Origin of the sequence: Enterobacter cloacae complex sp. P17RS, from assembly GCF_014895885.1 — a bacterium.
Lineage (GTDB): Bacteria > Pseudomonadota > Gammaproteobacteria > Enterobacterales > Enterobacteriaceae > Enterobacter > Enterobacter bugandensis.
This window is the reverse complement of record NZ_JADBQK010000003.1, coordinates 30,637-44,236: the sequence shown is the minus strand read 5'-3', so window position 1 is coordinate 44,236 and position 13,600 is coordinate 30,637. Positions and strand designations below refer to the sequence as shown.

Genomic DNA, 13,600 nt, shown 5'->3' with positions numbered 1-13,600 from the left:
AAACCCATCGTTAACCATTAGTTTAATTCATGTGAATAGTTAAGCCGAGGTTGGTGTTCCCTCTTACACTATGCGCAGTTATAACATCGTTACTGGAACCCCGGTAACCCTGTCAGGAGTGTGAAAGTGATTAGTATATTCGACATGTTCAAAGTGGGGATTGGTCCTTCTTCTTCCCACACTGTAGGGCCGATGAAGGCCGGTAAACAGTTCGTCGATGATCTGGTCGAAAAAGGATTACTGGAAAGCGTTACCCGTGTCGCCGTAGACGTTTACGGTTCACTGTCATTAACGGGTAAAGGCCACCACACCGATATCGCCATTATTATGGGTCTGGCGGGCAATATGCCGGACACTGTTGATATTGATGCCATCCCGGCATTCATCCGCGACGTGGAAGCGCGCGGTCGCCTGCTGCTGGCTAACGGTCAGCACGAAGTGGATTTCCCGCAGGATGACGGCATGCGTTTTCGCAGCGACAACCTGCCGCTGCATGAAAACGGCATGACTATCCACGCCTGGAGCGGCGAAAAAGAGATCTACAGCAAAACCTACTACTCCATCGGCGGTGGCTTCATCGTTGACGAAGAGCATTTCGGTAAAGAGAGCGCGGGCGACGTGAACGTGCCCTATCCGTTCAAATCGGCCACCGAGATGCTGGGCTACTGCAAAGAGACCGGTTTGTCGCTGTCCGGCATGGTGATGCAGAACGAGCTGGCGCTGCACAGCAAAAAAGAGATCGAAGACTATTTTGCCAACGTGTGGCAAACCATGCGCGCCTGTATCGATCGCGGGATGAACACCGAAGGCGTACTGCCAGGGCCACTGCGCGTGCCGCGTCGTGCCTCTGCCCTGCGCCGTATGCTGGTGACCACGGACAAATTCTCTAACGACCCGATGAACGTAGTTGACTGGGTGAACATGTTTGCTCTGGCGGTGAACGAAGAGAACGCCGCGGGGGGGCGCGTCGTGACTGCGCCAACCAACGGCGCGTGCGGGATCGTTCCGGCGGTGCTGGCCTACTACGATCACTTTATCGAGCCTGTGACGCCGGATATTTATATCCGTTATTTCCTCGCGGCAGGCGCTATCGGCGCGCTGTACAAGATGAACGCGTCCATTTCAGGCGCTGAAGTGGGCTGTCAGGGTGAAGTAGGCGTGGCCTGCTCCATGGCGGCGGCCGGTCTGGCCGAACTGCTGGGCGCAAGCCCTGAACAGGTTTGCGTGGCGGCGGAAATTGGCATGGAGCATAACCTCGGTCTGACCTGTGATCCGGTCGCAGGCCAGGTGCAGGTGCCGTGCATTGAGCGTAACGCGATTGCCTCCGTCAAAGCGATTAACGCCTCACGCATGGCGATGCGCCGTACCAGCGAACCACGCGTGTCGTTGGATAAGGTTATCGAAACCATGTACGAAACCGGCAAAGACATGAACGCGAAGTACCGTGAAACGTCGCGCGGCGGTCTGGCCATTAAGGTGCAGTGCGACTAATCCCTCTCTTTCGCCCATCCGCAACGGATGGGCGAATTTCTCCCTTCATTCTCGTCTCCTTCTTCTTTCCCCACTACACTTTTACGGTCGCGGCTGCTCGCGCTCGGCCTGACATCAGGCAGCGGCTAAATAGCGAACGGGTTGAGAGAGAAGCAGGCGCGGTAGTAACGCCACAATGGCTGGCGGGAAAATCTTCCCCGCCAGAAGATCGTAACGGGCACATCGTACCCGTTAAGCAGACTTATTCGTCTTCGTCGTGTGCAGACTGCTCTTTAACAATGCGGACCAGATCGACGCGGTAGTCGTTAGCTTCAACGATAGTGATGTGCAATGGAGGAAGCTCGATCACATCCCCGACGCGCGGAATCTGACCGTTTACGGCGATAACCAGCCCCGCCACGGTTGCGATGTCTTCTTCATCGTTAACCACATTTTCCAGCCCCAGCGTATGCGAGAGCGCGTGCAGGTCGGTCGCACCTTTGACCAGCCAGCCTTCGCCGTCGGCCACAATCTCAGGCGTTTCGTCTTCATCCGGGAATTCACCGGCAATCGCTTCAAGCACGTCCAGCGGCGTCACCAGCCCCTGTACCACACCAAACTCGTTGGTGACGATAACAAAGCTACCGCGCGCGCGACGCAATACGCCCAGCAGGTTGATCGGATCCAGCGTTTCCGGTACGACAATCGCTGGCGACGAAGCTGCAATGGCCTCCACGTTGACGCCCTCTTCCAGCGCCACCAGCATCTCTTTCGCCCGAACCACGCCGATGATTTCATCCAGTTCACCGCGACACACCGGGAACAGGCTGTGCGGAGATGAGAGCAATTGCTGACGAATTTCATCAACGCTCAGGTTCGCATCGACCCAGCTAATTTCCCCGCGCGGCGTCATGATGCCGCGCAGCGAGCGGGAGGCCAGGGAGAGCACGCCGTTAATCATGTAGCGTTCTTCTTCCACAAATGCCCCTTCCGGAACCGGCACCGGGTTACGGTTTTCAGGGTCAGACTGGACGTTCACCTGACGGCGTCCGCCCATCAGGCGCAGAATGGCGTCCGCCGTACGGGCGCGCAGCGGCTGATTTGACTGCTGCTTAATAAAGTTACGGCGCGCAATCTGGTTGAACAGTTCGATCAGGATCGAGAAGCCAATCGCGGCGTACAGGTAGCCTTTCGGAATATGGAAGCCGAAACCTTCCGCCACCAGGCTCAAACCAATCATCAGCAGGAAGCTCAGACAGAGCACGACCACCGTCGGATGCTGGTTGACGAAGCGCGTCAGCGGTTTCGAGGCCAGCAGCATCACCGCCATCGCAATCACGACAGCCGCCATCATCACCGGCAGGTGGTTCACCATACCGACCGCGGTAATCACCGCATCCAGCGAGAAGACTGCATCCAGCACCACAATTTGCAGCACCACGACCCAGAAGCTGGCGTAGCCCTTACCGTGACCATCATCATGCTGCCGGTTCTCCAGCCGTTCATGCAGCTCTGTTGTCGCTTTGAACAGCAGGAATATCCCCCCGATTAGCATGATCAAATCACGGCCGGAGAAGGTGAAGTCCATGACGGAGAACAGCGGTTTGGTCAGCGTGACCATCCACGAGATCACGGAGAGCAGCCCCAGTCGCATGACCAGCGCCAGCGAGAGCCCAATCAGACGCGCTTTATCACGCTGTTTTGGCGGCAGCTTATCCGCAAGGATGGCGATAAACACCAGGTTATCGATGCCGAGAACGATCTCCAGCACCACCAGCGTGAGCAGTCCCACCCAGATTGACGGGTCCATTAAGAATTCCATGACAAGCTCCTGCTAAAGGAATGACAAAACGGTGCCCCACTCAACGTGGGCAAATAAGAGGCAGACAGAGTTGATACGTGGCGTGGTTCGCCGGTGAAAAAGGCGCGGAATGGCCTGGTAGATGACTGACGTCGGTGACGGTCCATATAGTGGGCTGTAGCCCTATACTCCTGAACAAGTAAACGGAGGCTAAACATATCAGAGAGACTGTGTTTTTAGCAAAGATTTACGTTCCTTTGCAAAGTTCTGTAACACAGCGGCTATACGCTACAGATAATTCTGTAACGCGTGGCTAAATTACGGATCTTCATCACATAAATTATTTTTTCACTATCTAAAATAATTCGCGGAAGTCTTAGTTTTTTGAAGTCTAACCCTTATCTGAATCGATTCGGTTCGCCAATACGATTCTCAGTACGTCTGCCCGGCAGGCGTATTAATGATAATAAAAGGAGGTAGCAAGTGACCATTGCTATTGTCATAGGCACACATGGTTGGGCTGCTGAGCAGCTACTCAAAACGGCAGAGATGCTGTTGGGCGAGCAGGAAAACGTCGGCTGGATCGATTTCGTTCCCGGTGAAAATGCCGAGACGCTGATTGAGAAGTACAACGCTCAACTCGCGAAGCTGGATACCAGCAAAGGCGTGCTGTTTCTCGTCGATACATGGGGCGGCAGTCCGTTTAATGCTGCCAGCCGCATTGTCGTCGATAAAGAGCATTATGAAGTCGTCGCCGGGGTAAACATTCCCATGCTGGTGGAAACCTTTATGGCGCGCGACGACAACCCAGGCTTCGATGAGCTGGTCGCGCTGGCCGTTGAAACCGGCCGCGAAGGGGTGAAAGCCCTGAAGGCTCAGCCGGTTGAAAAACCCGCCCCTGCCCCGGCTGCGGCGGCACCGAAAGCAGCGGCACCGGCAAAACCGATGGGACCGAACGATTACATGGTTATCGGCCTGGCGCGTATTGATGACCGTCTGATTCACGGACAGGTTGCGACTCGCTGGACCAAAGAGACCAACGTACAGCGTATCATCGTGGTCAGTGACGAAGTGGCCGCCGACAGTGTCCGTAAAACCCTTCTGACTCAGGTTGCACCACCGGGCGTTACCGCGCACGTGGTGGATGTCGCCAAGATGATCCGCGTTTACAACAACCCGAAATATGCGGGTGAACGCGTGATGCTCCTGTTTACTAACCCGACAGACGTCGAGCGCATTGTTGAAGGCGGCGTGAAAATCACCTCCGTGAACATCGGCGGTATGGCTTTCCGTCAGGGCAAAACGCAGGTCAACAACGCGATTTCAGTTGATGCGAAAGATATCGAGGCGTTCAACAAGCTGAATGCTCGCGGTATTGAGCTGGAAGCCCGTAAGGTTTCCACTGACCAGAAACTGAAAATGATGGATTTGATCGGTAAAGTTGGGAAATAAGCCCGCGCCGGTTTTTCACATAAAGCTTATGTTATAGGAGAAGTACAATGGAGATTACCACTCTTCAGATTGTGCTGGTGTTCATCGTCGCGTGTATTGCGGGTATGGAATCCGTACTTGATGAATTTCAGTTCCACCGACCTCTGGTGGCCTGTACGTTGATCGGTGCCGTTCTGGGTGATATGAAAACCGGTATCATCATCGGTGGTACGCTGGAAATGATCGCCCTGGGCTGGATGAACATCGGTGCCGCCGTTGCGCCTGATGCCGCACTGGCCTCAATCATCTCAACCGTTCTGGTTATTGCCGGTCATCAGAGTATTGGTGCAGGTATTGCCCTTGCCATTCCTCTGGCCGCAGCAGGCCAGGTGCTGACCATCATCGTTCGTACCATCACCGTGGCCTTCCAGCACGCGGCGGATAAGGCGGCCGAGAACGGCAACCTCACGGCACTCTCCTGGATCCACGTGTCGTCCCTGTTCCTGCAGGCGATGCGTATCGCAATCCCGGCGGTTATCGTTGCGATCTCTGTCGGCACCAGTGAAGTTCAGGGCATGCTGAACGCGATTCCTGAAGTGGTCACCAGCGGTCTGAACATCGCGGGCGGTATGATCGTCGTGGTAGGTTACGCGATGGTCATCAACATGATGCGCGCGGGCTACCTGATGCCGTTCTTCTACCTTGGCTTCGTCACCGCAGCATTCACCAACTTCAACCTGGTTGCGCTGGGCGTGATTGGTGCCGTGATGGCGATTCTCTACATCCAGCTCAGCCCAAAATACAACCGTGTTGCGGGTGCCCCAGCGCAGGCTGCTGGTAACAACGATCTCGATAACGAACTGGACTAACAGGTGAGCGAAATGGTTGATATGACAAAAACTACCACCGAGAAAAAACTCACTCCGGGTGATATTCGTGGCGTGTTCATCCGTTCTAACCTGTTTCAGGGTTCATGGAACTTCGAACGTATGCAGGCGCTGGGCTTCTGCTTCTCTATGGTGCCGGCGATAAAACGCCTCTACCCTGAGAACAACGAAGCACGCCGTCAGGCGATTAAGCGTCACCTGGAATTCTTCAACACCCATCCTTACGTCGCGGCTCCGGTTCTGGGCGTGACGCTGGCGATGGAAGAGCAGCGTGCGAACGGCGCGGAGATTGACGATGGTGCCATCAACGGTATCAAAGTCGGTCTGATGGGTCCGCTGGCCGGCGTGGGCGACCCTATCTTCTGGGGTACTGTTCGTCCGGTCTTCGCGGCGCTGGGTGCCGGGATCGCGATGAGCGGCAGCCTGCTCGGTCCTCTGCTGTTCTTTATCCTGTTCAACGCGGTACGTCTGCTGACCCGTTACTACGGCGTGGCCTACGGCTACCGTAAGGGCGTGGACATCGTTAAGGATATGGGCGGCGGCTTCCTGCAGAAACTGACCGAGGGGGCGTCAATTCTCGGCCTGTTTGTGATGGGGGCGCTGGTTAACAAGTGGACGCACGTGAACATCCCGCTGGTGGTTTCGACCATCACCGGTCAGGATGGTCAAACCCGCGTCACCACCGTGCAGACGATTCTGGACCAGCTGATGCCTGGCCTGGTGCCGCTGCTGTTGACCTTCGCCTGTATGTGGCTGCTGCGTAAGAAAGTGAACCCGCTGTGGATCATCGTTGGCTTCTTCGTCATCGGTATCGCGGGCTACGCTGTCGGCCTGCTGGGCCTGTAAAACATTGCGTTATCGACCGGGGGCTTGCCCCCGGTCTTTTTATCTGGAGGATGAATGACTGTTACGGACATCGTACTGGTGTTGTTTATTGTTGCCCTTCTGGCTTACGCGATCTATGACGAGTTCATTATGCCTCGCCGTAACGGCGAGACGCTGCTGACCCTTCCCCTCTTACGCCGTGGACGCATTGATGCATTTATCTTCGCCGGCCTGGTGGTCATTCTGATTTACAATAACGTGACCAGCCACGGTGCAATATTAACCACATGGTTATTATGTGCGCTGGCATTAATGGCGATTTACCTGTTCTGGATCCGCTCGCCGAAACTCATTTTTAAAAAACAGGGATTCTTCTTTGCCAACGTATGGATAGAATATAACCGCATTAAAGAGATGAATTTATCCGAAGACGGCGTGTTAGTGATGCAATTAGAACAGCGCCGCCTGCTCATTCGGGTCAAAAATATTGATGACCTTGAGAAAATCTACACATTACTCGTTAAAACTCAATAAGTTAACATTATAACCTCGGCTATATATTGTGATATTCTTTCGCAAAGAATATAGCCGTTGCTATATCTTCTCTCCTCTTTGACTTATATTTATTAACGATATTTTCACGCTTAAACCTAAATGAAAATCGTTATCAAAGACGCAGATAAATTAAGCCTTGCTCGTTGTTGTTTTATATTCTCAAAATATGTTAAGGTTGCGCCCGTCGTTGGGGAGTAGCCGATTTCCTGCACGCAGGAAATGTACGCGTCAACATACTCGTTGAAAAACGTGGCGCGTACGGATCGCTTTCAGCACGCTTACCGTGCAAAAGAGATCAGGCGAGACCATAGATACATCAACTGCTGTTTACTGGGGGCAGTGATGTGTCATATGGATATCCCCGGTCTGGACGCTCTTATGAACATCTCCGCTACGATCCTTCTCGCTTTTGGCATGTCCATGGATGCATTTGCCGCCTCCATCGGCAAAGGCGCCACGCTTCACAAACCTAAATTCACAGAAGCTCTGCGCACCGGTCTGATCTTTGGTGCCATCGAAACGCTGACGCCGCTCATCGGCTGGGGTTTGGGCATGCTCGCCAGCCAGTTCGTGCTGGAGTGGAACCACTGGATTGCGTTCGTCCTGCTGGTGTTTCTCGGAGGCCGAATGATGATTGAAGGTTTTCGCGGGAATGATGATGAAGATGAAGCACCGCTGCACCGCCACGGTTTCTGGCTTCTGGTGACAACCGCTATCGCAACCAGTCTTGACGCCATGGCCGTCGGGGTGGGTCTGGCATTCCTGCAGGTCAATATTATCGCCACCGCGCTGGCCATTGGCTGTGCAACGCTGATTATGTCCACGCTGGGCATGATGGTCGGGCGGTTTATCGGCCCGCTGCTGGGTAAACGCGCCGAGATCTTAGGCGGTATTGTGCTGATCGGCATTGGTGCCCAGATCCTCTGGGCACACTTCGCGCCTTAAGCGTCGCGCTGCCAGACGTGGATACTGAAATCCGTCTGGCAGACAAACGTCGTCCGAGCCGCTAACGCATCCCATACTTCCGGCTTTGCCCGCCACGCGAACGGCGTCATCTGCAGCAGGGCTACCGCTTCTTCCCCGTTCAAATTCATTTCATACGCCACTGAATGCTCCTGCTTCAGCGTAAAGCCTGTCAGCTGTTCAGAGTGTGGGGCATGCAGACGCACCTCGTCGTAAATGAGTCCCTTCAGCTCCATCAGGTGACGCGGACCCGGCGTGACGGTTATCACCCAGCCTCCGGGCTTCACCACGCGCGCCAGCTCGTCTGCTTTACACGGCGCGTAGATGCGGATAACGGCATCCATACTGGCATTATCAAATGGCAGCCGGTGGCTGGATGCCACGCAAAACGTCACGCCAGCGTAACGTTTTGCCGCCGCGCGGATCGCCACTTTCGACACGTCGAGACCGAATGTCACGGCCCCCTTCTCCCGCACCACATCCGCAAACCGTGCGGTGTAGTACCCTTCCCCACAGCCGATATCAAGCATGGCGGACGCCGAATCAGGCAATAAGTCACCCAGCATCTGCGCCACCGTCTCCCGCAGCGGCAGATAGTGCCCGGCATCGAGAAACGCCCTGCGCGCCTGCATCATCTCTGCGCTATCGCCCGGATCGCGGGAGCGCTTGTGCTGCACCGGAAGAAGATTCACATATCCTTCTTTCGCCATATCAAACTGATGTCCCTGCGGACAGGCATAACTTTTATCTGAGCGCGTCAGTGACGCGTGGCAAAGGGGACAGCTGAAGGGCATGGAAACTCCGGGAGATAAACCAAAGGGCGAAGTGTACCGCTATTCGCCCTGCTATAAAATGGCTGGATTACCGCATGACGATAAGGTGGTCTGAACCGGCCGGCAGGCCATCGGGTTTAATATTCTCCAGGCGCAGCACGTTGCCCATGATTTCGCTGAAGACCGGCGCGGAAACCGCCCCGCCATAGTAGGCCCCGTTTTGAGGATCGTTAATCACCACCACCAGGGCGAAACGCGGGTCGCTGGCAGGCGCAACGCCTGCGGTATAGGCAACGTATTTATCGACATATTTGCCGCTATAATCAATTTTCTTCGCCGTCCCGGTCTTAACCGCCACGCGATAATCGCGAACGGCGGCCTTAACGCCCCCGCCGCCGGGCAGCGCGACGCTTTCCATCATGTGCTCCACTTCATGCGCGATCTCCTCCGGCATGACGCGGTGGCCGATAACCGGGGGATCGATGCGGGTGATGGAGAGTGGACGCTCAAGCCCGAAGCCGCCAATCGTCGCATAGACGTGGGCCAGCTGGAGCGGTGTGACCATCAGGCCGTAGCCAAAGGCAAAAGTCGCGCGGTCTAGCTGACTCCAGTATTTACGCTGTGGCAACAGCCCGGCGCTTTCGCCCGTTAAGCCCAGCCCCGTGTTGGTGCCAAACCCAAAGTTTCGATAGGTATCAATAAGATGCTGGACAGGCATTGCCAGCGAGAGCCGGGATACGCCGGTGTCGCTCGATTTTTGCAGGATCCCGGTCATGGTCAGCTCAGGATAATAACCCACATCGCGGATACGATGCCCGTCAAGGGTATACGGGTGGGTATCAATGACGCTGTCCGGCTGGACCAGCCCCTGCTGCAGAGCCGTCATCAACACCAGCGGCTTGACGGTCGAACCGGGCTCGAACGTATCGCTGATTGCCCGGTTGCGAAAATCGTTTATCGTCGCGCCTTCCCGGTTATTGGGATTGAAATCCGGATAGCTCGCCATGGCGAGTATTTCCCCGGTGGGGATATTAATGAGCACCGATGCCCCTGACTCGGCCTTATTCCAGGCGACGGCATTGTCCAGCGCGTCTTCGGTAATGGTTTGCAGCCGCTCGTCAATACTCAACTGGATGTTATGTGCCGGCGTGGGCGCCACTTCCGTCAGGTTTTCAACCACGCGCCCGTAGCGATCCTCCCGGACCTGTCGGACACCCGCTTTACCGGTCAGCTGAGTATTGAAGCTTTTCTCCACCCCTTCAATGCCCTGCCCGTCAATATTGGTGAAGCCAATCAGGTTCGCCGCCACGTGGCCTGCCGGGTAAAAGCGGCGGGATTCATCGCGCAAATTAATGCCGGGTAAATTGAGCTTATCAATCCACTTCGCCTGAGCAGGATCGACCTGACGCGCCAGGTAGATGAAGCGTCCCTGGGGGTTGGCGTTAATTCGTGATGAAAGGGTGCTCAACGAGAGGTGCAGCGCGCTCGCCAGCGCCTGCCAGCGTTCATCAAACCCAACGCCACCTTTTGCCAGCACCGTTTTAGGATCGGCCCATACGGCCCTGACGGGCACGCTGACCGCCAGAGGACGTCCTTCACGATCCATAATCATCCCACGCGGCGCATCAATCGCCAGCTGACGGAGGGATCGCATATCTTCTTGCTTCACCAGATTGTCAGGTTTGATGATTTGTAGCCAGGCAACGCGGCCAAGTAAAAAGGCCAGACTGCAGAAAATAGCGAAACAGAGCAGCGCAAAACGCGCCGGCGTGAAATTGCCAGCGGTTAATATCATTTTTTTCTTCACCTGAACCCCAGAGCTGTTAAACAACGCTCTGATTTAACGAGAAAAGATGCGCTTAGGGAGGCGAAACTGTGATACTAACCTCGCAGCTTTGCAACAAGTTGCTAACAAGACCGTAGATAGTAATATTTTGAAAGATAGGGAATAAAAAAGCCCCGCATGATGCGAGGCTTTATGTCTGAGAGTGAAGCGCTATGCGCCCCAGTCAGCAGCGGTTCGATCAGATAGCAGTTACGTTAACTGCAGCTGGGCCTTTCTGGCCGTCCTGAATTTCGAACTCAACGTTCTGGCCTTCGGCCAGAGTTTTGAAGCCGTTACCCTGGATTGCAGAGAAGTGTACGAACACGTCTTTGCTGCCATCAGCAGGAGTAATGAAACCAAAACCTTTAGACTCGTTGAACCACTTAACTTGACCTTTAATCTTTGCCATTTTGCAAAATTCCTTAGAGTGTTTTCTTAGCCCGCAGGCATTAACTGAGATAAAACTGAGACATTACTGCATGAGGCACTAATATAAGGTTCGGCAGAGAAGCGGTATTCAACGACAACGTGTTTACTCAGGACTTCTTTACTGAAAATGCCACACATAAACAGAACTGTACCTCGTTTGACCCAAAACGTGTTATCACACACTATGTTTAATATGGCAAGCCATTTTTAAACATGTCTCGATCCGCCGCACAAATTCGAACACTGTCTGTAAGGAATTGCACAATTATGCGCTTCTCAAACAGACGGCTATACTCCCTTACACAGACTCAACGCTGCTTGCACAACCGCTGTAATCTAAGACTTTTTTAACATAGCTCAATCATTACAATGCGTCCAGCAGTCGGGAAAAGAAATCTTTGGCGTTGATTGAGTTAGAACAAATTGTGAAAACTTATGCTTAAATCATTGTAACGTGACCGTATTGTTTCAGCCAAAAACGATGTTAATAATCCGCACCCTTCTGTATTAAAATCCATCAGGTAATTAGCAGTGTTATGCACCAAAATAATGAAATTTTTATGACTCTGCATCAAAACAAGGCAAGCAAAACGTTTCGATAAAATTAAAATTTTCCTGACGACGAATACATACACAATATACGCAACAATTTATCGCTTCGTTTATAAGGGTAAATACTCGCCAACTTTCAGTATCCTGAAAGTATTATTAACTGGTGCTACATTATCCAGCGCATCAGTTAATTCTTTTATGGGGTCATCCAGCGCTTCATCCGCCAGCTCAAACACGCCCCAGTGAACAGGGAACGCCAGCGGGCAACCTAACTGTTGCCACAGCGCAACGGCAGACTGGGGATCCATATGGTGTACGGCCATAAACCATCGCGGAGCATAGGCGCCAACGGGCAATGCTGCAGCATCAATTTTCCCCAAACGTTCCGGTATCAACAGCAGCTCAGGCGAATAGCCGGTATCGCCACTAAACCAGAACCGGTGATGCCGCCCTTCAAAGACCCAGCCACACCACAATGAGCGATTGCGGTTCCAGGGCGTGCGCATACTCCAGTGCTGCGCCGGTACGGCGGATAATGTTATCCCCTGCCAGGTAAAACTCTGCCACCAGTCGAGCTCAACCACGTGTTTTGCGCCCCGGCGGCGAAACCAGCCGCCCAGGCCTAAAGGAACAAACACGCTAACGTCCGGAAAGCGTTTGAGAATGTGGCGAACAGTGAGTTCATCAAGATGATCGTAATGGTTATGCGAGATAACGACCGCGTCAAGCTGGTGCAGCTGATCGACAGAGAGTGCCGGAGGCGTTCTACGCTGCGGGCCTAAGAAAGGAAGTGGAGAAGCGCGCCTTGAAAAAACGGGATCGGTAAGAAGGATATTGCCGTCCAGCTGCAGCAGTATGCTCGCATGTCCGAGCCACCACGCCCCATCCTGCTGCGGCTGCTGAAGATCGGCCGGTTGCCACCACCGCCGTATAAAGTCATCGTAGCCGAACGCGGGCGGCTTCGGTAAGCCAGCGGCTTTGCGTTCTTTGCGCCAGCGGTCAAGGTCGCCAGGCTGGTGTCCTGCAGAAGTGGTATTACGAAAACCGTTTGGGGTGTGATGTTTCAGGGAGGGGTCATACCAGGGATTTTTCCAGACCACTGCCACCTCCCGGAATAATACGATTAACGCTCAGCCACCAGGCGGATAAAATCGTCTTGATCGTTGTTCTCGTCAGCGACCGCTTCTTTTTGTGCTTCTTTCTCTTCCGGCTCGTTAGCCTCGCACAGACGACGCAACAGTGCATTCTGCCGTTTTTGCTGCTCAAGCAGCGCTTCCAGCAGTTCGATCTGCTCATTGGTACGTGAACTGGCACGGTTTACGAAAAACCAAATGACCAGCCCCACCAGCAGAACAACCAAAGAGATCGTCAGGGATGCCATATTTAGCAGCCCTGAATTCAGTAACTCACCCATTTCACCACCTCAATAAAAACGTCTATTTTACCACTGGCGCGAAGGAAGGAAATCACCTGAAGAAAAAATGCGTGCTACCACGGAATAAACTTATTGATTGCGCAAACGCCGCTAAAAAACTGTACATCCTGATCGCACATCACGTTGATAGTCTGCGTCCACAATACCACGCACGCTATCAGCACGATAATCAGAATCACCCAGCGTATTTTTTTCACTCCACACTCCGTTTACAGACCTGATATGACCAGGTTATCACGGTTATCTTAAACAAGGACTAACTGTAGCGCCATCAGGCTCTTTTCAGAATCCTGCACTTGTTTCATTACGTAAACCGGTTAGGCTAGCATCATGATAACAATGATAAAGAGGTAATAATGCGCTTAATTATTCGTACAATTGTTGCACTGGCGATACTCTGGATTGGCCTTCTTTTAACGGGTTATGGCGTGCTGGTGGGAAGTACCGAAAACGCAGCAGGGTTAGGCATTCAATGTAAGTATTTAACAGCACAGGGAGTCAGCACGGCGCAGTATCTCCATTCTGATAGCGGGATCATTGGGTTAACCAACTGCCCGGTACTGCGTAAGACCTCCGTCGTGATTGATAATGGCTGAGCCACAGCGTTTACGACAAATAAAAAACGCCGCAAAGATGCGGCGTTTTTTATGCTAA

At 53.5% G+C, this 13,600-nt stretch carries 14 protein-coding genes, 1 pseudogene and 1 riboswitch; of the genes and pseudogenes, 7 read left to right on the top strand and 8 right to left on the bottom strand.

Features of this window, described 5'->3' with window-relative positions:
* The first annotated feature begins 126 nt into the window (after positions 1 to 126).
* Positions 127 to 1,491 (top strand): L-serine ammonia-lyase, encoded by a 1,365-nt coding sequence (sdaA, locus tag IM265_RS01210; RefSeq protein ID WP_028013531.1) that lies wholly within the window; start codon positions 127 to 129, stop codon positions 1,489 to 1,491.
* A gap of 241 nt (positions 1,492 to 1,732) precedes the next feature.
* On the opposite strand, the gene yoaE is transcribed toward sdaA, so the two are convergent.
* On the bottom strand, positions 1,733 to 3,292 hold the full coding sequence (yoaE, locus tag IM265_RS01205) for a CNNM family cation transport protein YoaE (protein WP_049138823.1): 1,560 nt from the start codon (positions 3,290 to 3,292) through the stop codon (positions 1,733 to 1,735).
* Between the two features lie 462 nt (positions 3,293 to 3,754).
* Here yoaE and manX point away from each other — a divergent pair, with 462 nt between their 5' ends.
* The 5 genes from manX to mntP all read left to right on the top strand — a co-directional run bounded on the left by manX (position 3,755) and on the right by mntP (position 7,914).
* The gene (gene manX / locus IM265_RS01200) at positions 3,755 to 4,723 is read left to right on the top strand and encodes a PTS mannose transporter subunit IIAB (protein ID WP_182035257.1); all 969 of its coding nucleotides are present in this window, start codon (positions 3,755 to 3,757) and stop codon (positions 4,721 to 4,723) included.
* Positions 4,724 to 4,770: 47 nt separating this feature from the next.
* Positions 4,771 to 5,571 carry a PTS mannose transporter subunit IIC gene (gene manY / locus IM265_RS01195; RefSeq protein ID WP_003859914.1) on the top strand — a complete coding sequence of 267 codons (801 nt, stop codon included), beginning with the start codon at positions 4,771 to 4,773 and terminating at the stop codon, positions 5,569 to 5,571.
* 12 nt (positions 5,572 to 5,583) lie between these two features.
* Entirely contained in the window at positions 5,584 to 6,435 is an 852-nt protein-coding gene (locus tag IM265_RS01190; RefSeq protein ID WP_006810994.1) for a PTS mannose transporter subunit IID, read from the top strand.
* Between the two features lie 54 nt (positions 6,436 to 6,489).
* Positions 6,490 to 6,948: a DUF986 family protein gene (locus IM265_RS01185; protein ID WP_047367801.1), complete on the top strand. Its 459-nt coding sequence runs from the start codon at positions 6,490 to 6,492 to the stop codon at positions 6,946 to 6,948.
* Between the two features lie 198 nt (positions 6,949 to 7,146).
* Positions 7,147 to 7,337, top strand: a riboswitch (yybP-ykoY riboswitch).
* 10 nt (positions 7,338 to 7,347) lie between these two features.
* Positions 7,348 to 7,914, top strand: coding sequence for a manganese efflux pump MntP (mntP, locus tag IM265_RS01180; RefSeq protein ID WP_041911997.1), 567 nt, complete (start codon positions 7,348 to 7,350; stop codon positions 7,912 to 7,914).
* On the opposite strand, the gene rlmA is transcribed toward mntP, so the two are convergent.
* The 7 genes and pseudogenes from rlmA to mgrB form a co-directional block, all read right to left on the bottom strand.
* Positions 7,911 to 8,726 carry a 23S rRNA (guanine(745)-N(1))-methyltransferase gene (gene rlmA, locus IM265_RS01175; protein ID WP_193031958.1) on the bottom strand — a complete coding sequence of 272 codons (816 nt, stop codon included), beginning with the start codon at positions 8,724 to 8,726 and terminating at the stop codon, positions 7,911 to 7,913. The genes mntP and rlmA overlap by 4 nt on opposite strands.
* Positions 8,727 to 8,793: 67 nt before the next feature.
* Positions 8,794 to 10,500: a peptidoglycan glycosyltransferase FtsI gene (ftsI, locus tag IM265_RS01170; protein WP_193031956.1), complete on the bottom strand. Its 1,707-nt coding sequence runs from the start codon at positions 10,498 to 10,500 to the stop codon at positions 8,794 to 8,796.
* 229 nt (positions 10,501 to 10,729) lie between these two features.
* Positions 10,730 to 10,939: a transcription antiterminator/RNA stability regulator CspE gene (gene cspE / locus IM265_RS01165; RefSeq protein WP_001062678.1), complete on the bottom strand. Its 210-nt coding sequence runs from the start codon at positions 10,937 to 10,939 to the stop codon at positions 10,730 to 10,732.
* A 13-nt stretch (positions 10,940 to 10,952) separates the two neighbouring features.
* A pseudogene (locus IM265_RS01160) lies at positions 10,953 to 11,097 on the bottom strand (DUF2627 domain-containing protein).
* Between the two features lie 524 nt (positions 11,098 to 11,621).
* Positions 11,622 to 12,611, bottom strand: coding sequence for an MBL fold metallo-hydrolase (locus IM265_RS01155; protein WP_193031954.1), 990 nt, complete (start codon positions 12,609 to 12,611; stop codon positions 11,622 to 11,624).
* Between the two features lie 23 nt (positions 12,612 to 12,634).
* Positions 12,635 to 12,925: a YebO family protein gene (locus IM265_RS01150; protein ID WP_047364849.1), complete on the bottom strand. Its 291-nt coding sequence runs from the start codon at positions 12,923 to 12,925 to the stop codon at positions 12,635 to 12,637.
* 74 nt (positions 12,926 to 12,999) lie between these two features.
* Complete coding sequence (gene mgrB / locus IM265_RS01145; protein WP_006175995.1) at positions 13,000 to 13,143, bottom strand: PhoP/PhoQ regulator MgrB; 144 nt, start codon at positions 13,141 to 13,143, stop codon at positions 13,000 to 13,002.
* Positions 13,144 to 13,302: 159 nt separating this feature from the next.
* Here mgrB and IM265_RS01140 point away from each other — a divergent pair, with 159 nt between their 5' ends.
* Complete coding sequence (locus IM265_RS01140) at positions 13,303 to 13,542, top strand: YobH family protein (RefSeq protein ID WP_041909477.1); 240 nt, start codon at positions 13,303 to 13,305, stop codon at positions 13,540 to 13,542.
* The last annotated feature ends 58 nt before the right edge of the window (positions 13,543 to 13,600 follow it).

Excerpts from the sequence above, each read along its gene's own strand:
- yoaE (WP_049138823.1), bottom strand. The coding sequence starts at position 3,292 with ATGGAATTCTTAATGGACCCGTCAATCTGGGTGGGACTGCTCACGCTG.
- manY (WP_003859914.1), top strand. The coding sequence starts at position 4,771 with ATGGAGATTACCACTCTTCAGATTGTGCTGGTGTTCATCGTCGCGTGT.
- IM265_RS01190 (WP_006810994.1), top strand. The coding sequence starts at position 5,584 with ATGGTTGATATGACAAAAACTACCACCGAGAAAAAACTCACTCCGGGT.
- IM265_RS01185 (WP_047367801.1), top strand. The coding sequence starts at position 6,490 with ATGACTGTTACGGACATCGTACTGGTGTTGTTTATTGTTGCCCTTCTG.
- mntP (WP_041911997.1), top strand. The coding sequence starts at position 7,348 with ATGAACATCTCCGCTACGATCCTTCTCGCTTTTGGCATGTCCATGGAT.
- rlmA (WP_193031958.1), bottom strand. The coding sequence starts at position 8,726 with ATGCCCTTCAGCTGTCCCCTTTGCCACGCGTCACTGACGCGCTCAGAT.
- ftsI (WP_193031956.1), bottom strand. The coding sequence starts at position 10,500 with ATGATATTAACCGCTGGCAATTTCACGCCGGCGCGTTTTGCGCTGCTC.
- cspE (WP_001062678.1), bottom strand. The coding sequence starts at position 10,939 with ATGGCAAAGATTAAAGGTCAAGTTAAGTGGTTCAACGAGTCTAAAGGT.
- IM265_RS01150 (WP_047364849.1), bottom strand. The coding sequence starts at position 12,925 with ATGGGTGAGTTACTGAATTCAGGGCTGCTAAATATGGCATCCCTGACG.
- IM265_RS01140 (WP_041909477.1), top strand. The coding sequence starts at position 13,303 with ATGCGCTTAATTATTCGTACAATTGTTGCACTGGCGATACTCTGGATT.